Source organism: Facklamia hominis CCUG 36813 (assembly GCF_000301035.1).
In the GTDB taxonomy this organism is placed as follows: Bacteria; Bacillota; Bacilli; order Lactobacillales; family Aerococcaceae; genus Facklamia; species Facklamia hominis.
On sequence record NZ_JH932292.1, the window covers coordinates 1,626,078 to 1,652,562 of the forward strand.

Sequence of the window (26,485 nt, forward strand, 5' to 3'; positions counted from 1 at the left end):
TTATATGAGAGGCTCAATTGTAAATCTTGCCGAAAAGAATCGTGATTAGAACATTTGATTGAGAGATTTAAGAAAGCTATGATAACCATAAATCGTCGAATGAATCATCTCAACTACTTTAACCACATCAAGGTCAACGATAAATGTATCTATCGATTAATGAAAATCATGGGGTTAAAACCAGTTGTTCGTTGTAAACGAAACTACTATATAATGGGTTCTTCTTACCATATGGCAGAGAATATGTTGAATCGTGAATTAAAATAATTGTTCCTTATAAAAAACCATGTGCGATAGACATCGTACATGGTATAAAATAATTTATTTATTGAACTATCTAATTGAAAGGTCCATAACAGCTTTTGGTCGTAGTCTTTTTAGTATCTCCTTAATTTTCAGGCTGGATTAGGGTTTGGAAGTGATCGATGAGTGATTGGGCTTGACCTTCCATGCGCCCACTAACTAATTGAGGAGACCCGCCACCCTTAATTGAGGGGATTGAACTCTGGAGTATCTTTAAAAGGTCCCGTGCGCTTCCTTGAGGGGACAAGAGGGCGAATTGTAGCTTGTCGGAGTCTTGATGATAGAGTAGGCAGTCCTGGTCGATGAATTTAACCAAGGCTTGGGAAAGTTGCCGTAAGTCCTGGCTTTCAGAGTCACTCAGGGCATAGACTGGTTGCTTAGTTTGAGCTAAGGCTTGGGCTTGATAGGAGATCACCTGTGTCTTAAGGTCAGCAGCTACTTTAGCACTGGCTTTTTCCTTGTGAATGAGGTCTTGGACTGCTTGGTCTAATTGATCGACCGGTGCGTTGAGGATTTGGCTCAAGTGGTTGGCTTGTTGGTAGTAGGTCTCTAGGGCTTTTTCGGTGGCTTGGTTGAGGGTCAAGGAGACCTTGCTGCCACGGGAAGAGTTACGAGTACTCAAGTGGCAGTAGGAACCAATTTGACCGGTATGGTTGACGTGGAGGGTGGCACAGGGTTGACAGTCGACGTCACCAAAACGAACTAGCCGCAGGGTGTCATGGTGTTGGTAGGCAGGATCTGGATAGCCGGCTCCCTTGATATAACGAATCTCACAAGGAATTTCCTGGCGGATAATCGCTTGCATGAAGGCCTGGCATTCGTCTAACAAGTCCGTCGAGAGATCCTTTTGATTGACTTCATACCAGAGGTGGTCGGGATCTGTACCAATCGCAATGAGTTCCAGTCCTTTTTGCCGGTAAAAACCATCGAGTAGATGGAAACTTGATTGAACGGCTGTATTGAACCAGCGTGTTTTGGGTTCAACTTCTAATTGGATGGGATCTTCAAGCTGAGTTTGAACTTGGTGGTAGAGGGTGTCGCCGATGTATTTTAAGTCAAGGACAGGCTGTCCGTTGATCCAGCCACGATCACTTGGCATGCCTCCTTTTTCACCATAAAAAACGGTCGCTTCAAAGGCGTAGTAGTCATCTTTTTGATCAATGATATGGGTCGTTAGGTTTAATTGGCTAAAATCGTCGTAGTAAGGATTCATGATTGACCTCGCTTTCAGGGCTTTTGATCCCATTATAGCATAGATCTTGAGCCATAACTTGATCCTAAAGAGGGGCTTTTCTATAATAGAAAGGCAGGAGGGATGGAGATGGATCAACGATTACAAAAACAATTGGAATTTTGTTTGAAGTTAGATGAGGCTAAGAATATCTTACGGCAGACGCATTTGAGTCAGCATGGCCGACGGGAAAATGATGCCGAACATGCTTGGCATATGGCGGTGATGGCCTATGTCTTGCGCGACTATGCCAACGAGCCAGTCGATGTGGGTAAGCTCTTAATTATGTGCTTGATCCATGATATTGTAGAGATTGAAGCGGGAGACACCTATGCTTATGATGAGGCTGGTAAGAAGACTCAAGCAGAGCGAGAAGCAGCGGCACGGGATAAGTTGTTTGGCATGTTACCAGCAGACCAAGCTGCAGAACTAGCTGGCTTATTTGATGAATTTGATGAAGGGAAAAGTCCGGAAGCACGTTTTGCGAATGCGATGGATAATCTCCAACCCTTGATCTTGAACCACTCGAATGGGGGTAAGGACTGGATTGATCATCAGGTGACGTATGATCAGGTCTTTCAACGTCAATCCAGGACTGAAGCTGGATCAAAGGTGCTTTTTGATTATACCCAGCAAGTTTTGGATGACCATGTCAAGAAAGGTAACTTAAGAAAATAGATGCTTGATTGAGCCGTCGATAATAATGAAAAAGGACACCCAGTGGGGTGTCCTTTTTGTTTAGTTTCGTGTAGCAATTTAAAGTCTTGCTTCCGTTAGGTTAACGACTTTAGTCATACTCTATCAAAACGCGCTTCGATGAGCATCCCCTTATGTCTAAGCAAAAATCGCTCTGCGTGACTAGCGTCACTCCGCTCGATTTCTTACTTAGCCTACAGGGGATTACCGCTCATCGGCGCACTCTATTTAAAACGTGCTCACAATTGCAGCGCCTGGACGTTAAGCGATCCTTCTCGAACACTCTTTGAGTGTTTCGAAGGCTCACTTATCGCTGCGGCGCTTGCTGAGACTGTTGTTGCTTTAGCGACTTACAGTCTCACATCCGTTAGGTTAACGACTTTTGTCGCACTCTATTTTTCTTCGGGGAGGATGGTGTTGAAGGTGTCTCCGTGTTGGAGGTCGGCGTATTGGTAGCCGCGTTTGAACCAGGCTTGACGCTGTTTTGCAGATCCGTGGGTGAAGGAATCTGGGACGACTCGGCCATAGGTTTCTTTTTGTAGGGTGTCATCACCGACCGCTTCAGCGGCTCCCATGGCTTCTTCTAGGTCGCCGGCATCGAGGAGTCCTTGTTCTTCGGCATAGCGAGCCCAAGCTCCAGCATAGTAATCTGCCTGGAGTTCTAAGCGGACCGACAGAGCCTTTTGCTGGCTGGAGCTGGCTCGGCGTGCGGCAGCCTGGTATTGATCCATGGTGCCGACGAGGGTTTGGATATGGTGACCCACTTCATGAGCCAGAACATAGGCCATGGCAAAGTCTCCCGGTGCCTTATATTTATATTGTAAATCCCGATAGAAAGAAAGGTCGATATAGACCGATCGGTCACCGGAACAGTAGAAAGGCCCCGCTTGGGCTGAGCCAAAGCCACAGCCTGAGGTTTGTACGGTATCGGTATAAAGAACCAACTTAGCAGGTCGGTAGTCAATGCCCGCTTTTTGGAGTTCTTCTTGCCAGAAATCTTCGGTGGATCCCAAAACAGCCGCTAGAAATTCTTTTTCCTCGGAACTTGCTTCCTTGGATTGGTTGATTTGTTGGCTGGCTGGGGGATAGGAGTTGGATGGGTTACTTGTTGGTCCCATCAAGAAATTGCCCCCTGAGAAAAAGAGGAAGGCAAGGATCAATAGGACGACCCATTTAGGTAAGCCTCGAGTGAGTAGCAGCAAGTTAAGTAAACTTCCTAAGCCACCGCCACCATAGCCTCGTCTGCCATAGCCTCGACCGGTCGGAATACGATTTCGTTGTCCGCGCCGATCCTCCACATTGTCGCTTCGTCGCAAATTATCCCATTTCATTTTGTTTTCCTCATTTCATCGTGTGTTCTTTCCTTCATTATAATGAAAATTCCGCTTAAAGAACAGTTAAAGGCTTAAACCAAAAAAGCGGCCCCTAGGCCGCAATAGAAGTTATTCTTGAGTGTTTTGAGGGTCTTCAGTGGCTTCCAGTGGGTAATCGGACTGGGTTGCCCATTCCATCAAGGATCCATCGTAGACCTTCACTTGGTCTTGTCCTAATTGGTTCAAGACATTGCGAACGTAGGAGGCCGCTACCCCAAAACCGCAGTAGACAACGACTTCTTTATCTGGATTCAAGGCATCGCTTTCCGCAAAGATTTCTTTTAATTGGTCAGCAGGTAAAAGCTCGCCCGTTTCCGGATCTTCTAGCTTCATATAAGGAACATTGAAGGCACCAGGAATGTGGCCATTACGATCATCCCCAAAGGACGCGAAAGCGCCTGAAAATTGATCGGGACTAAGGACATCAATTATGACGGTTTGAGGATCTTCTTGGTCGACAAGGGCTTTCATGCCTTCTAAGTCGGTATAAAGAGCTTCTTGACGCGTTAGGTCTAATTGACCTGGGCTAATGCTTGTTTCTTCATCGGTTACTTCATAGCCGTCGGCTTTCCATTTAGCCAAGCCACCTTCTAAAACGGCGACTTGGTCCTTGCCTTCATATTGAAGTTGCCAAGCCAAGCGTGAAGCCCAACTATCCGCCTTGAATTCAGCAGCCACTTCAGGTCCGCCATCATAGACAACGACCCGGCTTTCATTGGTCATGCCTAGGCTTTCCATATAGGCGACAAAGACATCGTGATCAATCGCGGTAAAAGGAATCGGAGCATCTTCTTTAGCTAATTGGAATTGATCGGCAAAAACAGCACCAGGGATATGTTCTTTTTGATAATCTTCCAAGCCTGAGGCGAGAAATTCACCATCAGGGTCGTTGAATAGCACACTGGCATCAATCACTAGGAGGTCTGGATCATCGAGATGATCGGCTAACCATTGGGTACTAACAAATGGGGTCATCGTTTCCTCACTTTCTTTGGCAAATAGAGACTGGGGCATTAAGAGACAAATATGGGCAAGTAAAGCCCATAGTTGACGCATGATGGGAACTACCTTTCTTATTAGGAGGTTACAAGCTACACCCATCCTAGCATAGGGCTCTCATCAGGACAAGTTAGTCACTATGAGCTTTTCTGATAAATCCAAGAGATCTATTTAGAACAAGAGATCTATTTAGAAAAGGTTTAGGTATATCTAAAAATATTTTATAAAAATAACTAAAAAAGCACTTGACACCTTTAAAGGTTTAGGCTATCCTAAAAATATCAAAGTTAGGACAATAAATTTAACCCATTTAGGAGGAAGATCTTATGAAAAAACTAAAAGGCTTAATGGCCTTCTTCTTATTAGCAAGTATTGGATTGTTGACGGTAGGTCAAGTAAAAGCAGCAGACAAGCCAACGGTGACGACAACCACATCCTTCTTATATGATATGGTCAATCAATTGGCTGGCGATAAAGTCAACCGAGAGTTAGTGATTCCAGCGGGAGAAGACCCTCACGTTTACGTTGCTAAACCACAAGATTTAATCAAATTGGAAAAGGCTGACTTGGTCTTATACCATGGTTTACATTTTGAAGGACGGATGGTAGAAGCTTTAGAAAAAGTGGGCTACCCTGTATCCGAAACTTTTGATGAATCTAAGATCGGTGAGATGGATCAAGATGGCAAGAAAGTGATCGACCCTCACTTCTGGTTTGATATCGACCTTTATAAGGAAGCGACTCAAAATGCTAGCAAAAAATTGATCGAGTTATTGCCCGATAGCAAAGATGAGATCGAAGCCAATACCCAGGCTTACTTGAAGGAATTAGACGACTTGGATCAATATGTGAAGGAACAAATCGAATCCATTCCAGAAGATCAACGCTATTTGATTACTCCTCATGATGCCTTTAACTATTTCTCAAGACGCTATCATATTCCTGTCAAGGCCCCTCAAGGAGTGTCTACTGATTCGGAAGTTGCCAATGCGGATGTGGAAGAAACGGTTAATTTCATCGTTGACCATCAAGTTAAAGCGATCTTTGCGGAGTCAACAACTGACCCAGCACGGATGGAAAAACTAAAAGAAGCCTGCAAGGCTAAAGGTTTTGACGTAGAAGTGGTATCGGGTGAAGGTCAAGAACTCTTCTCCGATTCCTTAGCTCCAGAAGGACAAGATGGCGATAATTATATTGATATGGTTCGTCATAATGTGGATTTAATTACCAGCCACTTAAAATAATGAATGCTGGGCCTGAATAAATTGATGATTGAAGAGCACGCTTGTAAGGGCCCTAACTACCTTACAAGCGGCTTTTAGTTATATAAGAGTAATCATTACGAATGAAAAAGGAGAGGATCGTATGACAGAAAACATCGTACAAGTACGCGATTTGACCATGGCTTACCATGATAAGCCAGTATTATGGGATGTGGATTTAGATATTCCTAAAGGATCACGGACAGCGATTATTGGCCCTAATGGTGCCGGTAAGTCGACCCTGATAAAGGGGGTATTGGGACTAGAATCCACCTTGTCAGGTTCGGTCAAGGTCTTTGATCAACCGGTGAAGTCGGTTTTTAAGCGGATTGCTTATATTCCACAAGCTTCTTCCGTCAATTGGAATTTTCCAACGACCGTCGAAGATGTTGTCTTGATGGGGCGTTATGGTCATCTGGGATGGCTAAAGCGGCCCACTTCGACCGACCGAACGATTGCCTTAGCAGCCCTGGAAGAGATTGGTATGTTGGATTTTAAATCACGACAGATTGCCCAACTATCCGGTGGACAGCGGCAACGGGTCTTCATCGCCCGAGCGATTGCCCAGCAGGCGGATATTTATTTTATGGACGAGCCTCTGGCTGGGGTAGATAAGAAGACGGAGGGAGTCATTATTGATTTCTTGACTCGATCGCAAAAGGAAGGCAAGACCTCGATCGTGGTTCACCATGATTTGAATACCATTAAGGCTTATTTTGATTACTTGGTGATCTTAAATAAACAAATAGTAGCAGCTGGCCCCGTTGAGTCCTGCTTTACAGCCGATAATTTATCCAAAGCCGACATGTTAGCCAGTCAAGTTGTTTTACAGGATCATTCAACGGTTAGAAAGGAGGATTAGGGATGTTTCATTTGGATAGTCAAGTTCTGACTTCTTATTCCTTCTTATTGATCGCCCTAGGGACCTTTTTATTGGCTTCAGCGGCAGGAATCATTGGGACGGTCTCCGTCTTAAAGGGGCAATCCTTGATTGGAGATGCGATCGGCCATGCGGCTTATCCGGGGATTATTATGGCCTTTATGGTGGTGGTCTCCAAGGATCCAACGGCCTTACTCATCGGTGCCTTGATCTCTGGCGCCTGTGCCTTTTTCTTGATTCAGTTGATCCATCATTATTCAAAGGTCAATCTGGATGCCATTCTAGCGATTGTGCTTTCGGCTTTCTTCGGTCTAGGGATGGTCTTAAAATCCTGGATCCAGGGGCATCCGGCTTTTGCGGGACAATCCCAGTCGGGCTTGAATAATTATATCTTTGGTCAAGCGGCCTATATTATGGAAAAAGATGTTCGAATTATTTTATGGGTGGCCATCGTTTCTTTGTGCTTGTTTGGTCTCTTTTACAAGGAAATTAAGGTCTTTGTCTTTGATGAGGTGTATGCCCAGACGATTGGCATTCGTTCTAGTTGGATCTATGCCTTGATGATGTTGATGACCATGTCGATTATTGGAGTGGGCTTGAAGTTAGTGGGGACAATTCTGATTGCTTCCTTATTGATTGTACCAGCGGTGACCGCTCTCCAGTGGTCGAATCGATTTTTGCCGGTTTGTTTGATTGCTGCTTTTGTGGGCGGCATTTCGGCGGTGATTGGAACTTATTATTCTACGATTTACCGCGGTTTATCGACCGGGCCCATGATTATTGTCGTCATGACTTCTTTAGCTTTGATCTCCTTGTTGATTGGACCGCGAGGGATTTTATCCACCCTTAGAAAAAGGAGGGCCATGTAATGATGACTTTTTCAGATATGATTAATTTATTGATGGCGTCCTATGAATCCTGGTTGGTTTTATTGGTGACTGCAGTGACTTGTGCTCTGATCGGAAGCTTTTTGGTCTTGCGCAACCTGTCTATGATTGCCGATGCGATTTCACACTCGGTGTTATTGGGGATTATCCTCGGCTTTTTTATTGCGGGAGACTTAGACTCACCTTGGTTGATTTTTGGAGCGGCTGCTCTGGGCGTGGTGACCGTTTGGTCGACCGAAACCCTCAGTAAAACGGGGCTGGTGGAAAGTGATGATGCGGTCGGGATTGTTTATCCCTTGTTCTTTGCCTTAGCGGTCATCTTAATTACTCGCTTTGCCTCGAATGTCCACTTGGATACCGATGTGGTTTTAACCGGAGAAGTGATTTTAACACCGCTCGATCGAGTGGAGCTTTTTGGTTTTTCACTGCCGACGGCTTTGTTCCAAATGAGCCTGCTTTTGGGCGTGAATGCTTTATTTATTGTGATCTTCTTTAAAGATTTGAAGTTGACCACTTTTGATAATCAATACGGTCATCTCTTAGGCTTTAATGCAGGACTCTTATTCTATGTTTTGATGACCCTTAATTCGGTGACCACGGTTTTGGCCTTCGATGCGGTTGGGGCGATTCTTGTTGTCGCTTTTCTCGTAGGTCCGGGTGCTTCGGCCTATCTCTTCTGTAAAGATTTGAAGCAAATGCTTGTTGTAGCCATGCTTTATGGAATTATTAATGCGACTTTAGGTTATTTTATCGGGATTGCATGGAACGTATCGATCGGTGGAATGGCAGCGGTCATGACGGGCGTGACCTTCTTCTTAACCTTCTTATTCCACCGTCAAGGGCTTTTAACAGCTTTATGGCTTCGTTACCGTCAATCCAAGCAGTTGCGCTATGATTTGGTGCTCTTGCATATTTATAGTCATACCCTGCAAGGGCAAGAGAAGGAAGAATTGCGGACGGATTGTTTGGATGAACACTTCAAATGGTCGAAAAAAGAAGTGGATAAGGCCTTGACGGTCTTATTTAAGGCGGACTATGTGACGGTCGATACTAGCAAGCAAGTCTATCGCTTGACCCCAGCAGGTCTTGACCGAATCCAAGCTATTCAACAGGAATATGGAATCTAAGCAAGCTGAATGATTATATAAACGCTAGCTTTGTTGGGGAGGCGATGGCCTTTTCGCTTGCCTATAAAAATAAAGCAACAGTTGTGATTTACTAATTCGAAAATTTATTTCAAAAACTGAACCCTTCCCTCTGCTGTGGCGGACCGCCTAGAGCCTCTTTCAGAGTCTTGCCAGCTCAAGGGACTACTCAAAGGCTAAGCGCTAAAGCGCCAAGCCTTTGATGTGTGTCCCTTGTCCAAATGCCACGGCAGAGGAAGGGTTCTTTTCCATAAATTTTCCGATTTGATTTAAGATTTGGTTAATTATTTTTGAGAGAGTAAGCATAGCGCATTAAAGATAGGCAGTCTCTATAATCGAGACAAGAATTTATGGAAATGGGTCTCATTAATGATTGAATATATTTAACAACTCTCTTTTAAAGAATGAAATCGATATAAATAATTCCATTTGTTAGGGTAGTTTATAAAAGCTAGCCTTAATTTGACAATCCTGATCTTAAATTTTTAAGATAATAAAAGATTTATCCAATTGATTAAACTGGGTACTATTCATTTTAGATATTTATAAAAATACCTCAGAATTGACTTTCTTTAATCATACGGTTATGTCATCTATTAAGTAGTTAAGCGATAGCCTTGAAACAGGCGATAAAAATAAACCAATCCCGCAGCCGTGGTCAAAGGATAGTTGGCACACATCAAAGGCTTGGCGCTTTAGCGCTTACGCTTTGAGTAGCCAGCTGAGCCAAGGAGACTTCTTTAGAAGGCTCCTGGCGGTCCACCACAGCTGTGGGATTGGATTTAATTTTTATCAGCCAGTGAAAAGGCTCTTTCTTCCTCGTCTAAAGGAAGCTCTCTGCGGTCCACCACAGCAGATGGGAGGGTTTTAATTTGAAGTTAATTGTCGGATTGGATGCTAGGTATAAGTTGTTTACTCGATGATGCTGAATGGCTTAATTTTTAGGAGCTTTGAGTAATCTTAACCCATTCAGAATGACCAACAAGGTTGATCCTTCATGCAACAAGACGGTCAATGGCATGGCGTGCCAACCCATGAATGAAGCCAAGACCAGGTAGACAACAACGGCTAAGGAGAAAAAGATATTTTGCCAGATCACGCGGTTCATTTTACGGGCGACTTGATGGGACAGGACAATTTTTTTCAGTTGATTTTCTAAGAGAACGAGGTCGGAGACTTCGATGGCAATGTCTGTTCCTTGCCCCATCGCAATTCCAACATCAGCCTGAACCAAGGCAGGGGCATCATTGACCCCGTCACCAACCATAGCGGTGTAACCAAAGGCTTTTTGCAATGCTTGAATCTGGCTAGTCTTATCCTCGGGCAAGACATTGGCAGCCACTCGCTCGATGCCTAATAATTGACCGATGGCTTGACCGGTTTCTTTAGCATCTCCAGTAATCAGCTGGGTGTGGATGCCTTGTTGACGGAGATATTCCAGGGCAGCTTTAGCATCTTCACGGACTGTATCCATTAAGGCAATGGTTGCTAGAATCTCTTCGTCTTCTGAGAAATAAACCACTGTTTTACCCGCTTGGGCCCAGTCATGGGTCAAAGCTTGGATCTTTTGGGGGACATTTGGATAGGAAGATGCCTTACCGATCCGATATTGATGGCCTTGGTAATCACTGATCAGACCTTGACCTACTTGAGTTTGGACGGTGAGTTCAAGTTTGTCTTGGGGGGTGAAGTAATCTAAGATCGCTTGGGCAAGGGGATGGTTGGCCTGACTTTCCATAGCAACCAGCAGGTCAATGCTGGCTTGGGAATGAGCTTCATCCACAAAATAATGATCCGTTACCTGGGGTTGACCATGGGTCAAAGTCCCCGTCTTATCAAAGGCCATGGCTTGAACTTTGGCTAGGGCGGATAAGTAGTGACTGCCCTTCACCAGGATGCCACGTTTGGCTAGGAAGGAAGTGGCAGATAGACTGGCTGAAACAGTTGCTGCAGCTAGGGCACAGGGGGAGGCTGCGACTAAGACATTTAAGCCCTTATTTAGACTGTCACTTAAAGGAAGGTTCGTTAACAAGGGACCCAGCAGGGAAATGGCGATCACGAATAAGATAACCCCATTCACATAGTAGGGTTCGTAGTGGTCGATGAGGCCAGCGATGCGGGTTTGGTTGGCTTGATTTTGTTGGACGAATTCAAGAATACGGCCAAAGACGGAATCTTCTTTACTCTTGGTCACTTCCATGACGAATGATCCTTCACCATTAAGACTGGAGGCATAGACCGGGTCTCCCACTTGTTTGCTTTGAGGGAGCGATTCGCCCGTAATGGCAGCCTGGTTGATCTGGCTGGCACCACTGATAATCGTGCCGTCACAGGGAACCTGATCACCCGCTAAGACTTGGATTTGGTCACCGATTTGAACTTGGTCGACGGCGATGATCTCCGTTGATCCGTCCGATTTGATCCGCCGAGCCTTAAGGGGGTTCAAGGCTAACAATTTAGAGATTTCGCGTTTTGACCGGTCTGATGCGGCATGTTCTAAGAAATGAGCGCCCGCAAAAATTAAACATAATAGACTGGCTTCCGCAAATTCACCCAGTAAAGAGGTTCCGATAGCGGCCAGTCCCATAAGAATATGGGCATTGGGCGCGAAAAAACCCCTTTCTTGACTTGCTTCGATGGTTTCTTCAATCCCTTCTTTGATGATAGCATGGTAACCCGCTAATAGACAGGCTAGGACGAATAAGCTATTAGCGATAAGCCCTTCCTTTAGATAAAAAGCAACCGCGCTGACACCCAGAGCCGCAATATAAGCGAACAGGGGTCGGTTGGAAGCGTGATGATGACAATGACTCATAATAATCCCTCCTAATGATAATCACTACGATTAAATGAATATAAATTCATATGAATATATATTCATTATATATCCTTGATCAAAAGAGTCAAGCTTTTAAGCAAAAAAATTAGGATTTCCATCTGACGCTCCATTTTAAGGCGAGGGTTATTATGATATTTTGCCATTAGCTTGAAATAAAAAATCTCCCCAGACGATGGCTATCGCTGGGGAGAGGCTTGCTATTTGGATGAGAGATTCGTCTTCTTATTCCTTGTCAAAGCTTTTAAGAGCGGCTTGAGTAATATAGTTATAAGGTTGGTTAAAGTGAGGTAGGAAGAAGAGGTCGGTAAAGGCTAGGCGATCGATCGTGACTTGTTCTTGGATAGCCAAGGAGAAGAGATGGATATTCGCCGAGATGTCGTAGCGCGAGGCGAGTTGGGCCCCTAAGATTCGGTGACTCTTCTTGTCATAAATGATTCGGATTTTGACTTCTTCATTTTCTGGCATAAAGCCTGGGAATTGGGTATCTTGGAAGTCGACAAATTCAATCTCGAAGCCGGCATCTTTAGCGGCTTGTTGGGTTAATCCGGTTGATACAAAGTTTAAGCCATTGATGGATATTCCATTTGATCCCTGAACTCCATTGGCTTCGATCACCCGACCATCAATATTATAACCTGCCACTAAGCCAGAGCGAACAGCATTAGAAGCTAAGGCAATATAGGTTTCTGCTTGGAGGGCATTGGAGTAGATGGTTGCACAGTCTCCCACCGCATAGACATCCGGATCGGAAGTTTGTTGATGGCGGTCAACATGGATGGCATGACAAGGGCCTAATTCCAAATGGTCTTGGGCGAGTTGGACATTGGGGATAAAGCCGACCGCTGAGATAATGGTATCGACTTGGTAGCGGCCTTTATCCGTCACCAATTCACACACCCGTCCTTGGTCATCGCCAACAAATTCGGTGGCTAATTCCTTAAAATGGAGTTCAATGCCAAGCTCTTCTAAGTTTTGGTCCATTTGAGCCGAGAAGTCAGGATCATAATAGCCAGGTAGGGAGTGGTCTTGTCCATCAAATAACAAGACTTTCTTGCCGCGGCGAATGGCTGCCTCGGCTAGTTCTGTTCCGATATAACCAGCACCGATGACGGCCGCAGTTTTGACAGAATCTTTAGTGAATTCTTGGTCGACTGCTTCTCCTTCTTGGAAGAGCTTGAGGAAATGAATGCCTTCAAGGTCGGATCCAGGAATAGGTAGTTGGATAGGAAGGGATCCGGTTGCTAGGACGAGCTTGTCGTAGGATTCTTCCAGCTCTTGGCCGTCTTTGGTTTTGGCATAGACTTTTTTAGCTGGGTAATCAATATGGGTGACCTCGGTTTCTAAGGAGATCCGAGCCCCTTTTTTCTGGAAATCTTCCTTATTGGTATAAAAGAGCCCTTGATTGCTATCGATTTGACGGCCTACCCATAGGGCGGTTCCACAGCCTAGATAGGATAGGTTGCTATTTCGATCAAGCATGACAACTTCATGTTTTTGAGGGCTGGCTAAAAGGGTATTAGCGACTGCAATACCAGCATGGTTCGTTCCGATAATGACAATTTTCATATGAGTTAGCCTCCTTTAATATGATCCTAGTATAGCAAACTTTGTTCATCAATACACAAGATATGCACTTGAAAAGATTTATTTTAAAAATTTTATATAAGAAGGCTTCTATTAGTATTAATAATAGATTGTCCTAGACTTTGAGAACGTATTATTGGTCGTTGAGCGTTCAAAAGTGGGATCCAGCGTGGTATGATGGTAGTAATGAGCAATCGAGGAGAAAGGGAGACGCTGCATGGATCAAAAAGCGGTTATGATACAAGAAATATCTAGTTTTTTTAAGGTTTTAGGGGATAAGACGCGTTTGTCCTTGCTTTTTTTGTTGGAGGAGGAGTCACGAAATGTCTCTGAACTAGCTCAAGCCTTAGGCATGGAACAGTCGGCTGTGTCTCACCAGCTTAAAGTCCTAAAAGACGCCAAAATTGTTAAGTCGAACCGCCAAGGAAAGTCGAATTATTATTCCTTGGATGATGGCCATATTTTCACGCTCTTAAAGCAAGTGCGTGATCATATTCAAGAAGATGCTTAAGAGCAAGGAGGGGGAAAGTCATGTCCAAAAAAGATAAGACCAATGTGATGCGCGTGTTAGAACAAAAAAAGGTGGATTATCAAGCCTATGAATGGGATCAAGTACCGAAGGCGTCGGTGGATTTTCCTATTTACAAGACCTTGGTGACTTATGGTAAGACCGGAGATCATTACGTTTTTGTCATTCCTACCGAAAAATACCTAGATCTCAAGGCAGCGGCTAAGGCAGTGGGTGAGAAAAATATTCATATGTTGTTGGAAAAAGACTTGTTACCCTTGACCGGTTATGTACATGGGGGTTGTTCACCCATTGGCATGAAGAAGCAGTTTGTGACGGTCTTTGATCAGTCGATTGAGGCCTTTGACCAGATTCTCTTTTCAGCGGGGAAAGTGGGCTTCGCGGTTCAAGTCAGCCCCAAGGATCTAGACCGAGTCTTGGATTATCAGTTAGCGATGATTACTAAAGATAAGGAAGACTAAGGAACACTTGCCCGGAGGGTGAGTGTTCTTTTGGCATTTGGCCTAGGGGTGTGGTAGGATGAAGCAAAGAGAGGAGCATGCAGATGGATACACGTGAAGAAGTAAAGGCTTATTATTCCAAGATGTCCTTGGAAAATGAGGGTCAGATGGCGACGCAGGTATGTTCTTTAGCGGGAATGGGCTTGCCTCGGTCCATTAAAAAAATTCGTTCAGGAATTCCTCAAGAGATTATTGAACGTTATTATGGCTGTGGTTCACCGATTCCAGCGGTTCTTGAAGGACAGACGGTTCTGGATTTGGGCTGTGGGACCGGGGTGGATGTCTATACCCTGTCTAAATTAGTGGGTGAGCGTGGTCATGTGATTGGGGTCGATATGAATGAGGATCAGTTAGCAATTGCTCGTAAATATCAGGATAAGATGACCCGTAAATATAAATATGCCAAGCCCAATACAGACTTTAAGCAAGGCTATATCGAAGACTTAAAGTCTTGCGGGATTGAGGATAATTCGGTGGATATTGTAGTGTCGAATTGTGTCCTGAATCTATCACCGAATAAGGAAGCGGTCTTTAAGGAGATCTGGCGGATTCTAAAACCAGGTGGCGAGTTATACTTTGCGGATATTTTTGCGGACCGGCGGATTCCGGAGGCCATTAGCCAGGATCCAGTCTTACGTGGGGAATGCCTAGGGGGCGCCATGTATCTAGAAGATTTCCGTCGTATAATGATGAAGACGGGGTGGCTGGATCTGCGTTTTATGACCAGTCGTCCGGCGCCTATTGGCAATGGCCGGATTGAACAATTAGTGGGCAATATTGGTTTTTATTCCGTAACGGTTAGGGCCTTCAAGTTACCTGGATTGGTAGAAGATGCTTGTGAAGACTATGGCCAAATCGCCATTTATCGGGGTGGTGTGGCTGATCAGTCTCAGCTCTTCGAATTAGACCAAGACCACCGCTTTGAACTCAACCGTCCTCAACAAGTCTGTGGGAATACAGCAGCCATGTTGGAAAAGACCCGCTTTGCGGATTATTTTGAGTTAATCGGAGATCGCAGTCAGCACTTTGGACACTTCAGTGAGGCCAGACATGAAGTGGATCCGGTAGCAGCCGCTAGGACTTGCCGTCCAGCTGATAGTGCTTGTCAATGTTAATTTAAAAAGCAGCAAGCCTAAGGGCTTAGCTGCTTTTTTGGTGTGATTAACTTTGTGAGATATAAAAAAAGGGAAGATGGTTAATATTAAAAAGCTCGATTCGGTCCTTTGTTGGATAGATCGAGCTTTTTAAAACGTGCTCCCACTCGCATCCCCTTGTGTCTAAGCAAAAATCGCTCAGCGTGATTAATATCACACCGATCGATTTCTTACTTAGCCTTCAGGGGATAACCGCGACTGCTCGCACTCTATTTAAAACGTGCTCCCACTCGCTGCGCCTGGACGTTAAGCGATCCTTCTCGAACACTCTTTGGAGTGTTTCGAAGGCTCACTTACCGCTGCGGCACATGCTGAGACTGTTGTTGCTTTAGCGACTTACAGTCTCACATTCGTTAGGTAAGCGCTCGTGGTCGCACTCTATTTAAACGTGCTCGCAGTCGCATCCCCTTGTGTCTAAGCAAAAATCGCTCAGCGTGATTAACATCACACCGATCGATTTCTTACTTAGCCTTCAGGGGATAACCGCGACTGCTCGCACTCTATTTTTTAGAGTAGTTGGGGGCTTCTTTAGTGATGGTGACGTCGTGTGGGTGGGATTCGATGAGGCCGGCGTTAGACATGCGGATGAATTGAGCTTCTTGGCGGAGGTCTTCAATGGTTCGGCTGCCGGTATAGCCCATTCCTGACCGGATTCCTCCGATCATTTGGAAGAGCATATCTTCAACGCTACCCTTGTATTCAACCCGTCCTTCGATTCCTTCCGGAACCATCTTATTGGCTTCTTTCTTTTCTTGGAAATAGCGGTCGCTGGATCCATGTTTCATAGCTGCTAGGGATCCCATGCCTCGGTAGGACTTGTAGCGGCGACCTTGGTAGATTTCGAATTCGCCTGGGGATTCATCGGTTCCGGCAAGCATGGATCCAAGCATCACTGCATGGCCACCCGCAGCCAGGGCTTTGACGATATCACCGGAGTATTTGATCCCACCGTCAGCGATTATGGTCTTATTGTATTCTTTGGCGGCGGTGGCAGCTTCATAGATAGCAGTTAGTTGAGGAGCACCTACACCGGCAACCACACGAGTGGTACAAATGGAACCAGGGCCAATACCAACCTTAACCACATCGACACCCACATCGAATAGAGCACGGGTGCCTTCAGCAGTCGCCACATTACCGGCGATAATGGCAATATCTGGATAAGCGTCACGGATTTCTTTGACTTTACGGATGACTCCAGCAGAATGGCCATGAGCTGTATCAATGACTAAGGCATCCACACCGGCATCGATCAAGGCTTGGGCACGCTTGAAGGTGTCATTGGTCACTCCGATAGCTGCAGCGACAATTAATTGTCCATTTTGGTCCTTGGCAGCATTTGGGAAATGACAATTCTTTTCGATATCGCGACTGGTGATCAAGCCCACTAATTTTCCTTGATCGTCAACCAATGGCAGCTTTTCAATCCGGTGTTGGTAGAGGATTTCTTCCGCTTCTTCCAGGCTGGTGTTGGCCTTTCCGACGATCATATCATTGCCAGTCATAACTTGGCTGACTTGTTTGTCCTTATTTTTGGTATAGCGGACATCACGAGCAGTGATAATGCCTACTAAGGTAGGGTCGTCTTGGCTTTTGACCACAGGAAGACCAGAAATATCGTACTGGGCCATCATTTTTTGAGCGTCTTGGATCGACTGGTCGGGTGTTAAGAAGTAAGGATCATGGACAATGCCATTCTCTGACCGCTTAACTCGGAGAACTTCTTGCGCTTGAGCTTCAATCGACATATTCTTATGAATGACGCCAAGTCCGCCATTTTGGGCCATCGCAATTGCCATAGCGGATTCTGTCACGGTATCCATACCGGCAGAAATAATTGGAATGTTCAATTTAAGGGTGGGTGTTAACTGAGTTTGTAACTCCACCTGGTCTGGTACAACGTCTGAAGCAGCTGGTAATAAAAGGACATCGTCAAAAGTGTAACCTTCTTTGGCGAATTTAGTGTCCCAAGCATTCATGTGCATCCCTCAACTTTCTGGTGATTTTATCTGCCAATATAGCACGCTTGGAAAAAGTCCGCAAGGGGACTGAGGCAAAAAAGCCGGAAGTGGAGGGTCTTTCGTTCGGTTTTACCCAAAAACACGAACATTTAACGAAAGAAGGGGGGAGTATAGCCCATCTTCTTAAAATTGATGCTATAATTAAGTGAAAAGATTTTTTTTGATTTTAATAAAAAAATTGAAATCGATGCTTTTCTAGGCGGGTATTTTGTAGTAAGATGGTCAAGGGATCGGAACGTTGGGTGAAGATCCCACTTAAATTTTAAAAAAAGAAAGTGTGGGGAATAACAGATGGCAAGAAATATCGGAACGGTATCACGCGGTGTGCGTTGTCCTATTATTCGTCAAGGTGACGATTTAGCCAGCATTGTTGTTGAAAGTTTATTGGAGGCAAGCCAGACAGATGGTTTTGACTTTAATGACCGCGATGTGGTGGGCATTACTGAATCCATCGTTGCTCGCAGTCAAGGGAATTATGCTAGTACAGATGCCATTAGCCAAGATATTAAGGAAAAGTTTGGTGATCATACCATTGGTGTGATTTTCCCTATCCTTTCACGGAATCGTTTTGCGGTTTGCTTAAGAGGGATTGCTAAAGGGGCTAAGAAGATTGTTTTGATGCTGTCTTATCCACGCGATGAGGTGGGAAATGAACTTCTTACCTTAGATCAATTGGATGAAGCCGGAATCGATCCTTATGCACAAGTCTTAAGTTTAGAAGAATACCGGGCTAAGTTTGGTGAAAACCGTCATCCTTTCACGGATGTGGACTATGTCGCTTACTATCAAGAGATTATTGAAGAAGCTGGGGCAGAAGTGGAAATTATTTTTGCCAACCAAGCTAAAGCTATCTTAGACTATACCGACCATGTATTAAATTGTGATATACATAGTCGGAAACGGACCAAACGGATCTTGGAAGCTAAAGGAGCGACTGTTTATAGCTTGGATCAAATCCTTGCCAAATCAGTGGATGGATCGGGTTATAATTCAGAATATGGTCTATTAGGATCCAATAAATCAACGGAAGATTCTGTCAAGTTATTCCCACACGATGCCAATGAAATGGTGAATGCCATCCAAGCAGTCTTAAAAGAAAAGACGGGTAAACATATTGAAGTGATGGTGTATGGGGATGGTGCCTTTAAGGACCCAGCAGGTAAGATTTGGGAGTTGGCAGATCCGGTGGTCTCACCAGCCTACACTTCTGGCTTGGAAGGAACTCCGAATGAATTGAAATTAAAATACTTGGCTGATAATGATTTCTCAGATCTTTCTGGAGATGCTTTAAAAGAAGCTATCGCTAGTCGGATCAAATCTAAAGACCAAAGCCTAGTTGGTAAGATGGAGTCGGAAGGAACCACTCCAAGACAATTGACAGACTTGTTAGGTTCGCTTTGTGACTTAACGTCTGGTTCTGGTGATAAGGGAACGCCGATTATTTTAATTCAAGGTTACTTTGATAATTATACGAATGATTAATTAAACATTAAAAGTGCGACACAGCTAAAATAGCTGTGTCGCACTTTTTGTGTCTATCGTATGGAGAGGGGGTGCGCTCTATTAAGAGGTGGTCGCACTCTATTAAAATGTGTTCGCAGTCGCATCCCCTTGTGTCTAAGCAAAAATCTTCCGCGTGACTGATGTCACTTGGAAGATTTCTTACTTAGCCTTCAGGGGATAACCGCGCCTGCTCGCACTCTATTAAAACGTGCTCCGATGAGCATCCCCTGAGTTCTAAGCAAATCACGTCCTGTGCGATTTTTAATCGCCCTGTCCATGCTTTGCTTAGCCTACAGGGGATAAACGCAAGTTGTCGCACTCTGTTAAAACGTGCTCCAAAAGTCAGATCCTAGACTCTAAGCTAAAACCCTCAATATTTTCTGCGAAAATGTTCGTGTTTTTGCTTAGCTCTATGGGGCTTGCTGAGACTGTTGTTGCTTTAGCAACTTACAGTCTCACATCCGTTAGGTAACAACTTTTGTCGCACTCTATCAAAACGTGCTCGCAATTGCAGCGCCTGGACGTTAAGCGACCCTTCTCGAACACTCTATGAGTGTTTCGGAGGCTCACTTACCGCTGCGGCGCTAGGCGCAATTGCTCGCACTCTATATTCTAATGGTTGTCCAGTAGCCTTTTTTGAAGCGGTGGTGCATTAGGATGAAGCGGGTGAGTTGGTCGGAGAAGATTCCGATCCAGATTCCGGCGAGTCCTAGGTGGAAGGTGTGGACGGCAATCAGGGTGACGGCGGTTCGGATGATTGCCACGGATAGGATTCCGGCAAAGAGGGTGTAGCGAACGTCACCGCCAGCTCGAAGGCAACCTGCATAAATGAGTTGTGAGATTTGTAGTAGGACAATCACGCTAGAAAAGTCCATAATCATCTTACCCATTTGAATGGATGAAGGGTCGGTGAAGTAGATCGACATGATCTGGGTTCCAAATAGGAAGAGGATGACCGCTAGAGAGATCGACATGATGAAGCCGATGCGTTGGCAGACTTGACCATAGTTGATGGCAGCTTTACGGTCGTTTTGACCGAGTGAACGTCCGGCAAGAGCAACGGCGGCAACTTGCATCCCATCCGCAAAGGAGAAGCCCAGGCTTAGGATGTTCATACCGGCATTATGAACCGCAAAGACTTGTGTTCCCAAGCCGGCAGCCGTGACAGCGGTAGCAAGGAAACCAATTCGCATAGCTAAGTTCTCGACAAAGAGATTGGCTGAGAGTTGGCTGATGATTTTAGCGGTATCCCATTGAAGACGGATTTTTTTCTGTAGGATGCGTTTGAAGCGGATATAAGAATGGCCATAAAAGAGGGACCGGAAGCTCATCAGCATCGCCACGATCGTCCCTAAGACGGTAGCAAGGGCAGCCCCCTGAATCCCCAATGCAGGAAAACCAAAATGGCCATCAATCAATAAGTAGTTAAAGCAGATATTGACGATGGAGGAGGTCAAGTTGGTATTAAAGGCAATTCGGGTGTTCCCTGAACCTCTTTGAGCAGCATTGATACACATGGCGATGACATTAAAGATCATTCCCCCCATAATAATTCGGAAATATTGGGTAGCAGGCTGGAGGGTATCGGACTGAGCGCCTGCCAGTCTTAGAATATCTTGGGAGAAATAGATCATTAAGCCAGAAATGATCGCACAGAGGATGAGACTCAAGGTCATGGCTGTGACAAAGACTTCATTCGCTCCATCTTGTTGATTTTGGCCCCGTCGTCTAGCTATCAAAGAGGAGACGGCGATATTGATGGCAAAAAAGAGGGACAAGCCAATTAAACGCGGTTGGTTGGTTAAGCCGACAGCGGCAATGGCATATTCCCCGAGATTTCCCACCATGATCGTATCGATAATGGCGGCTAGAGCAATAAAAAAGCTCTCTAAGACGGAAGGCCAAGCCATCTTCAGGGCTGTCTTATAAGACGATTTGTTTTTGATCATGTTATCATTCCTATTAATTTATTTGTCCATTGATTTCTCATACTACGCCCCCTTGGACCTTTCCAGTTTTGGAAACGAGGGGCTAAGACTTTTCATTTTCATTCAGAAGCATTACTATTATAAGGTAAAGGAAATTCTATTCAAATGCAAAGGAGATTATTGTGAAAAGAAAAAGTTTATTTTCAAAAGAAAAAACCCTGGCCATTGCTTTCGCCTATGTCGGTATTATTACCGGTGCAGGCTTAGCGACTGGCCAGGAGATCTTACAGTATTTTGTATCTTTCGGGAGAATCGGTATAATCGGATTGGTTTGTATTAGTATTCTTCATATGGTGATCGGTTCTTGGGTATTATCCCTAGCTTCCTATCATCAAACCAGTAACCACGTGGAAGGTTTGGAGTCGATTGCTAGTCCTTGGTTAGCTAAAGTTCTGGATTGGATCTTGAGCTTTTCCTGCTTTGTGATGTGTTTTGTCTTGGTCGCAGGAGCTGGATCCACTTTTCAGCAACAATTTGGAACACCGGCTTGGGTGGGTTCCTTGATCTGTGCGCTTTTAATTCTAGGTATATCTTATTTGGATTTTGATAAGGTGACTGCGGCCTTGGGGTTTTTTACGCCAATCTTGTTGGTGATGATCAGTCTCGGATTGATCGTGACACTTTTCCAAGGAGGCATTGATTGGTCGAGTAACTTTGCGATGGCCCGTGAGCTTCACTCAGCGATTCCGAATATTTGGTTATCCATCCTGAATTATTTTGCCCTCTGTCTGGTGACAGCCATCTCCATGTTCTTCGTCTTAGGAGGACAGGTTATGGGGCTAGAAAATGCCAAGTATGGTGGAGCGATTGGCGGCTTCTTAGCTGGTTTCGTCTCTTTATTAGTGGGGATTCTTTTATATACTAAGGTCGATCTGGTAGGCTATGAGGCGGTTCCGATGCAGTCCTTGATGCAGGCGATCCATCCGGCTCTTGGTTTTATCATGTTTGTGTTAATTTTTGGTATGATTTTTAATACGGGGATTTCGGTTGCTTACGCCTTAGGTAAGCGGATTGCTGGCGATAATGAACGCCGCTTTAAGACCTGGGTGATGCCGCTTATTTGTACTTTGGCTTTTATCTTGTCCTTTGCTGGGTTTAGTGAATTAGTATCCATTATGTATCCTATCTTAGGTTATATCGGAATCGTGTTGGTGGGGCTAATTATCATTGCTTGGTGGAAAGACCGTCAAGCCATGAGTCTGGAAGAAGAGATTCGCCAGTCCGTCTACCATCTATTGACCAAGCGGCAAGATCCTGATCAGACCATGGTTCGGCGGGATGTTAAGAATCTCAAGCAATTAGTGAAAGACTCCAAGGCAGATAATCAACAGATCCTAGAACAAGTCCAAGAGATCGTCGATCGTCAAACTGAGGAATAGGTGAATTTATGTGTACCAGTATAAAGATTGATTCCCCCCAAGGCATTGTGATGGGGCGGACTATGGACTTGGAAGCTCAGGTAGATTTTGATGTGCTGGCTTTTGCGGGTGGTTATCCCACTAGCGAGAATTTGATGGGTGGCCATTTTGAGGGGCCTTATCCCATGTTGGGAGTCTGCTTTAGGGAATGGGATCCGCTCAAGGATGGGATGAATGACCAGGGCTTGATTGGGGTGACCAATGATTTTTCTGGTTATCACTTATTTCCAGACCAGGTTCAAGATGGGAAGATCAATGTGTCGAGCTTTCATTTTTTGAATTATGTCTTAAGTCATTATGCCAGTGTGGCGGAGGTCTTGGCGGACTTAGATCAATTTCATCTAGCTCGTCATAGTCATCAAGGCCACAAGGTGATCAGTCCTTTATTTCATTGGATGCTAGCGGATAAGACAGGGCGGTGTGTGGTGATTGAACCAAGTAAGGGTAAGCTCATAGCCTATGATAATCCCTATGGGGTGATGACCAATGCCCCCAAGTTTCCCTCCCACTTGCGTCATCTGAAAAGACAGATGGACCTGGATCAGTTAAGGGCTTTTAATGGAGCTAGAGACCTACCTGGAGCCTACGATCCTAAGTCGCGCTTTGTGAAGGCTTATTATCAAAGTCGACTAACACCTGAGATTAAGACCCATCAAGAAGCCATGGCCTATCTCTTCCAGTCCTTGCAGGCCATCTCGCTACCTCGTGGTTTTATTGCCAATGATCGCTATCAAGATTACACCTTTACGCAATACATCGTGGCCTATGATAGCTATGACCAACACCTGCTCTTACGGACGGACACTAATCCTTCCTTATATCATCTGACCTTTGATCAGTTGGACCTATCCCAAGGCCGGGTACTCTTGCCAGTTCCGACCTTTGAAGCAGGCTGTTCCTTAGTTTCCTCGCAAAAATAATAATTTAATCATTTAAGGCTTGCCAGTTGCTTCCCTCCTTTAATACAATAAGTATGAAGGAGGGATTTTTGATGCGATTAATGGACTATGTAAAAACCAACCAAGATAAAGAGCTAAGCCAGCTACCCCTTAATGAAGTGGACTTGGCAGTTTTAATCGAGCTATCCTACTTGCCGGTGGATGACTTAATCCCTCAAAGTAAAGAAGTGAACCAGGCTTTGTCATTGCCGGGTCTAACTAAGGCCTACCACGTTAAAGAGATTGGTAACTTAGACCTGATTCAAAAGACGCGCGAGGATCTTTTCCGAGAGGTCATGACGGCCCCACGCTACCAAAGTCTATTATTTTATGCATTTACCGGGGAGAGTAGCCAGAGCCAACGGCTACAATTCGCCGCCTATGCCATGGAATGGGAAGGCCATCATCTGGTCGTGATGCGGGGAACGGATGGACAGATTGTCGGTTGGCAAGAAGATTTTAACTTAGCCGCCCAGGAAGCCATGCCCTCGCAAGGCTTGGGCGTCAGCTACCTAAAAGATCTCTTGCAGGCTAATCCTTATAACTATACCTTGATCGGTCATTCCAAAGGAGGCAATCTGGTCATTGAAGCTGCTTTGCACCAGCCTTCAAGCTTACAGGACCGGATTGACCAGATCTATTCTTTTGATGGTCCTGGCTTGATTGAAGAATCCTTGAAGGATCCTGGTTATCAGCGAATTAAGGACCGGATTCGAGTTTATATGCCGCAAGATAGCCGGGTGGGCATTATTCTGGGAGACTGGGAAGCCGTTCAAGTTGTTAAGAGCTCCGGCTTTTCGTATTTGCAGCATTTGCTTTCACTGTGGGAAGTTGCCGACCAGCAGTTTGTGCGAGTCTCCTCTTTGACCTTGGCTAGTCAGGTTAGTGCTCAGGCCCTTGACTTGTGGTTAGCCTGGCAATCCCCGCAGGCGATCCAGCAGTTTTTTGAACAGGTCTTTGCCTTGATCTATCAGACAGGCTTTGATCGTTGGGAAGAGGTGTCCATGGATCTAGGGACTTTTTTAACGGCTTTAAGTCAAGAGATTCGTCAGTTGGAGGTCAAAGATCGTCGTTTTCTTCTATCCATGGTGGAGGATTTGTTCTTAATTAAGGAACAAGTGAGCTGTCAATACTTGGCTCACGATCAAAAGCGTCAACCCCTATGGTGGCGGACGCGTTGGTATTGGCAGCGAATGGCCTCCATTCATCCAAGCTTCCATCTTATTTTAACAAGTCTTTTAGCTCTTTCTGGAATCGGCCTGCTTTATTTTCAGCCCGGTAGCCAGTGGATAAGCCAAGCCGTTTTAACCCTGCTTTTTCTATTAAAAGGCGGTCTGAACTATCTACCTAATCAACCCGTCCAGCAAGACAGGTCTTACCGACGTCATTTCCTACAGCTGGGCTTCCTGCTAGTAGGAAGCTGTGGCTTCATCACTTTGATTCAAGGGAAATTGTTAGATACTCACTTCTTGAGCCTCCTTCTAGCCCTGGCGAGTGCTTGGTGGCTAGCTCGTAATGCCTACTATGCCCATACTGAAGGCTTATTCTCATGGAACAGCTTGATCTTGGGGATTGCCCAAGCGATCTTAGCCTGGCAAAATCTAACCCAAGCCTCTGGTATTTTCGGTCCAGCCATTCTATTAGGAATAGGGCTTTGGCTAGAGGCGGTCACCGTGATCTATTACTATGTCAAACGCTTGGAAAAGCAAGCACTTTATCAATTTGTTCATCAACACTTACGAAAAATCCATTAGAAGGGACACTAACTATGGCAAAAAACACGTATCCAACGGAGGTCCTCCAGGTCCAGATTCAAGATTTAAATGATAAGGGACAGGGGATGGCCGTCTATTACCACCCAGTTGACCAAGCCGGTCAACTGGCTCGAAAATTGAGGCTCACGATTCCATTTGCCTATCCGGGGGATGTGGTCCAAGTCACTGTTCCCAATGCTAAGGGACGCCGCCGAGCCACCGTTAATTATGATAGTATCTTGACTCCTTCGCCTGATCGGACCGGTCAAGCAGCCCCAGGGCAAGTTCCTGAAGCGGGGGCTCCTCTTCGCTATATGGACTATTCAGCTCAGTTGGCCTATAAGGAGAATAAAGTGCGCGACCTCTTTAGTCAGGCAGGCTTTGACCCGCAAGCCGTAAAGCCTATCCTGGGGATGGACAATCCTTACCATTACCGCAATAAGATGGAATTAACTTTTGGTAAAGCGGGAGCGATCGGGATGCACCAAGCAGGGAATTTCCGGGTGATCAATGATTGGCAGGATAATGTGCTGGCCCCCGAAATCATGATGACCGTTAAGGAGACTGTCGCTAGCTGGCAGCAAGCCCATCATTTATCAACTTATGATAAGGAGAGCCGACAAGGACTCTTGCGACATTTGATGATGCGGCAGAGCTTTGCGACCCAGGAATTGATGGTGGCGGTTTTTGCGACCGAGTCTAGTGACGCTTATACCCAAGCAGCTAAAGACCTGGTTCAACGACTTCAAGCTGCTTGTCCCCAATTAGCCAGTCTTTTATGGATTGAGAATACGGATATTGCCGATCGGACTCAGGCTCAAGCAGTGACTGTCCTAGCGGGGCGTGATTTTATTTATGACCAGTTAGCTGGCTTTCGTTATCGGATCTGGTTCGATACCTTCTTCCAACCCAACCCTCAACAAGCAGAAAAAATGGTCGAGACTGCTTTGAACTTAGCGCAGATCGATGCTGACATGCGGGTGATGGATCTCTTCTGTGGCGTGGGAACCTTCTCTCTACCGCTAGCTCAAGCGGCCAAGGAATTAGCCGGTATTGAGATTGTTGACAGCTCGATTCAATCCGCTAGACGGAATGCGGCGGATAATGGGATCGATAATACCTACTTCTTAACGGCCGATGCCCGTAGTGGTATGAAGACCATTGAAGCAGAATGGGGGCAACCAGATCTAGTTCTATTGGATCCTCCTCGTAGCGGTGCCGGTGGTAAGGTCATGCGCCGGATTGGCCGATTGGGAACCGACAAGATCATCTATGTCTCCTGCAACCCAGCGACTCTGGTCCAAGACCTCCAATGGTTGAAGGACTTTGGTTATGAGCTAGTCTCATGCCAGCCCATTGACCAATTCCCACAGACGGTGCATGTGGAAGCCATAGCGTTGATACAAAAGATGTAAATTTAGAAATCTTGCATTTTAAGTAGTTTTATAAGCATTTTGTCTTTGAAAAAGATGAAGAAGGAT

Annotated in this window: 21 protein-coding genes; 14 read left to right on the plus strand and 7 right to left on the minus strand. The window is 45.3% G+C overall.

What is annotated here, in order from left to right; all coding sequences use genetic code 11:
- Positions 1 to 78: 78 nt before the first annotated feature.
- Positions 79 to 267, plus strand: a complete 189-nt coding sequence (locus HMPREF9706_RS09120) for a hypothetical protein (RefSeq protein WP_155949079.1) — start codon at positions 79 to 81, stop codon at positions 265 to 267.
- Positions 268 to 388: 121 nt separating this feature from the next.
- Here the strand turns inward: HMPREF9706_RS09120 and HMPREF9706_RS07610 are convergent, their stop codons facing one another.
- A complete protein-coding gene (locus HMPREF9706_RS07610) occupies positions 389 to 1,516 on the minus strand; it encodes an alanyl-tRNA editing protein (protein ID WP_006908791.1) in 1,128 nt (375 codons plus the stop codon).
- Positions 1,517 to 1,624: 108 nt separating this feature from the next.
- On the opposite strand from HMPREF9706_RS07610, the gene HMPREF9706_RS07615 reads away from it, so the two are divergent.
- Entirely contained in the window at positions 1,625 to 2,212 is a 588-nt protein-coding gene (locus HMPREF9706_RS07615; protein WP_006908792.1) for an HD domain-containing protein, read from the plus strand.
- 410 nt (positions 2,213 to 2,622) lie between these two features.
- Here HMPREF9706_RS07615 and ypfJ read toward each other — a convergent pair whose 3' ends face one another.
- Positions 2,623 to 3,561 carry a KPN_02809 family neutral zinc metallopeptidase gene (ypfJ, locus tag HMPREF9706_RS07620; RefSeq protein WP_006908793.1) on the minus strand — a complete coding sequence of 313 codons (939 nt, stop codon included), beginning with the start codon at positions 3,559 to 3,561 and terminating at the stop codon, positions 2,623 to 2,625.
- Between the two features lie 111 nt (positions 3,562 to 3,672).
- Positions 3,673 to 4,659: a sulfurtransferase gene (locus HMPREF9706_RS07625; protein ID WP_006908794.1), complete on the minus strand. Its 987-nt coding sequence runs from the start codon at positions 4,657 to 4,659 to the stop codon at positions 3,673 to 3,675.
- Positions 4,660 to 4,928: 269 nt separating this feature from the next.
- On the opposite strand from HMPREF9706_RS07625, the gene HMPREF9706_RS07630 reads away from it, so the two are divergent.
- The 4 genes from HMPREF9706_RS07630 to HMPREF9706_RS07645 all read left to right on the plus strand — a co-directional run bounded on the left by HMPREF9706_RS07630 (position 4,929) and on the right by HMPREF9706_RS07645 (position 8,758).
- The gene (locus HMPREF9706_RS07630; protein WP_006908795.1) at positions 4,929 to 5,846 is read left to right on the plus strand and encodes a metal ABC transporter solute-binding protein, Zn/Mn family; all 918 of its coding nucleotides are present in this window, start codon (positions 4,929 to 4,931) and stop codon (positions 5,844 to 5,846) included.
- A gap of 121 nt (positions 5,847 to 5,967) precedes the next feature.
- Positions 5,968 to 6,726 carry a metal ABC transporter ATP-binding protein gene (locus HMPREF9706_RS07635; RefSeq protein ID WP_006908796.1) on the plus strand — a complete coding sequence of 253 codons (759 nt, stop codon included), beginning with the start codon at positions 5,968 to 5,970 and terminating at the stop codon, positions 6,724 to 6,726.
- A gap of 2 nt (positions 6,727 to 6,728) precedes the next feature.
- Complete coding sequence (locus HMPREF9706_RS07640; RefSeq protein ID WP_006908797.1) at positions 6,729 to 7,613, plus strand: metal ABC transporter permease; 885 nt, start codon at positions 6,729 to 6,731, stop codon at positions 7,611 to 7,613.
- Positions 7,613 to 8,758: a metal ABC transporter permease gene (locus HMPREF9706_RS07645; protein WP_006908798.1), complete on the plus strand. Its 1,146-nt coding sequence runs from the start codon at positions 7,613 to 7,615 to the stop codon at positions 8,756 to 8,758. The genes HMPREF9706_RS07640 and HMPREF9706_RS07645 overlap by 1 nt, the downstream gene beginning before the upstream one ends.
- A 952-nt stretch (positions 8,759 to 9,710) precedes the next feature.
- Here the strand turns inward: HMPREF9706_RS07645 and HMPREF9706_RS07650 are convergent.
- Both HMPREF9706_RS07650 and nox read right to left on the minus strand, forming a co-directional pair.
- A complete protein-coding gene (locus HMPREF9706_RS07650) occupies positions 9,711 to 11,591 on the minus strand; it encodes a heavy metal translocating P-type ATPase (protein ID WP_006908799.1) in 1,881 nt (626 codons plus the stop codon).
- A gap of 246 nt (positions 11,592 to 11,837) precedes the next feature.
- The gene (nox, locus tag HMPREF9706_RS07655; protein ID WP_006908800.1) at positions 11,838 to 13,181 is read right to left on the minus strand and encodes a H2O-forming NADH oxidase; all 1,344 of its coding nucleotides are present in this window, start codon (positions 13,179 to 13,181) and stop codon (positions 11,838 to 11,840) included.
- A gap of 235 nt (positions 13,182 to 13,416) precedes the next feature.
- On the opposite strand from nox, the gene HMPREF9706_RS07660 reads away from it, so the two are divergent.
- The 3 genes from HMPREF9706_RS07660 to HMPREF9706_RS07670 all read left to right on the plus strand — a co-directional run bounded on the left by HMPREF9706_RS07660 (position 13,417) and on the right by HMPREF9706_RS07670 (position 15,343).
- Positions 13,417 to 13,710 carry an ArsR/SmtB family transcription factor gene (locus HMPREF9706_RS07660; protein WP_006908801.1) on the plus strand — a complete coding sequence of 98 codons (294 nt, stop codon included), beginning with the start codon at positions 13,417 to 13,419 and terminating at the stop codon, positions 13,708 to 13,710.
- Positions 13,711 to 13,730: 20 nt separating this feature from the next.
- Positions 13,731 to 14,189: an aminoacyl-tRNA deacylase gene (locus tag HMPREF9706_RS07665; RefSeq protein ID WP_006908802.1), complete on the plus strand. Its 459-nt coding sequence runs from the start codon at positions 13,731 to 13,733 to the stop codon at positions 14,187 to 14,189.
- An 83-nt stretch (positions 14,190 to 14,272) separates the two neighbouring features.
- Positions 14,273 to 15,343 carry a methyltransferase domain-containing protein gene (locus HMPREF9706_RS07670; protein ID WP_006908803.1) on the plus strand — a complete coding sequence of 357 codons (1,071 nt, stop codon included), beginning with the start codon at positions 14,273 to 14,275 and terminating at the stop codon, positions 15,341 to 15,343.
- A 539-nt stretch (positions 15,344 to 15,882) separates the two neighbouring features.
- Here HMPREF9706_RS07670 and guaB read toward each other — a convergent pair.
- A complete protein-coding gene (gene guaB / locus HMPREF9706_RS07675) occupies positions 15,883 to 17,361 on the minus strand; it encodes an IMP dehydrogenase (RefSeq protein WP_006908804.1) in 1,479 nt (492 codons plus the stop codon).
- A gap of 333 nt (positions 17,362 to 17,694) precedes the next feature.
- Here guaB and HMPREF9706_RS07680 point away from each other — a divergent pair, with 333 nt between their 5' ends.
- Positions 17,695 to 18,885 carry a coenzyme F420-0:L-glutamate ligase gene (locus tag HMPREF9706_RS07680; protein ID WP_006908805.1) on the plus strand — a complete coding sequence of 397 codons (1,191 nt, stop codon included), beginning with the start codon at positions 17,695 to 17,697 and terminating at the stop codon, positions 18,883 to 18,885.
- Between the two features lie 626 nt (positions 18,886 to 19,511).
- Here the strand turns inward: HMPREF9706_RS07680 and HMPREF9706_RS07685 are convergent.
- Complete coding sequence (locus HMPREF9706_RS07685; RefSeq protein WP_006908806.1) at positions 19,512 to 20,855, minus strand: MATE family efflux transporter; 1,344 nt, start codon at positions 20,853 to 20,855, stop codon at positions 19,512 to 19,514.
- A gap of 161 nt (positions 20,856 to 21,016) precedes the next feature.
- Here HMPREF9706_RS07685 and HMPREF9706_RS07690 point away from each other — a divergent pair, with 161 nt between their 5' ends.
- The 4 genes from HMPREF9706_RS07690 to rlmD all read left to right on the plus strand — a co-directional run bounded on the left by HMPREF9706_RS07690 (position 21,017) and on the right by rlmD (position 26,419).
- Positions 21,017 to 22,273 (plus strand): YkvI family membrane protein, encoded by a 1,257-nt coding sequence (locus HMPREF9706_RS07690; protein WP_006908807.1) that lies wholly within the window; start codon positions 21,017 to 21,019, stop codon positions 22,271 to 22,273.
- An 8-nt stretch (positions 22,274 to 22,281) separates the two neighbouring features.
- The gene (locus HMPREF9706_RS07695; protein WP_006908808.1) at positions 22,282 to 23,232 is read left to right on the plus strand and encodes a linear amide C-N hydrolase; all 951 of its coding nucleotides are present in this window, start codon (positions 22,282 to 22,284) and stop codon (positions 23,230 to 23,232) included.
- Positions 23,233 to 23,303: 71 nt separating this feature from the next.
- Complete coding sequence (locus tag HMPREF9706_RS07700) at positions 23,304 to 25,004, plus strand: Mbeg1-like protein (protein WP_006908809.1); 1,701 nt, start codon at positions 23,304 to 23,306, stop codon at positions 25,002 to 25,004.
- 14 nt (positions 25,005 to 25,018) lie between these two features.
- On the plus strand, positions 25,019 to 26,419 hold the full coding sequence (gene rlmD / locus HMPREF9706_RS07705; protein WP_006908810.1) for a 23S rRNA (uracil(1939)-C(5))-methyltransferase RlmD: 1,401 nt from the start codon (positions 25,019 to 25,021) through the stop codon (positions 26,417 to 26,419).
- Positions 26,420 to 26,485: the final 66 nt, after the last annotated feature.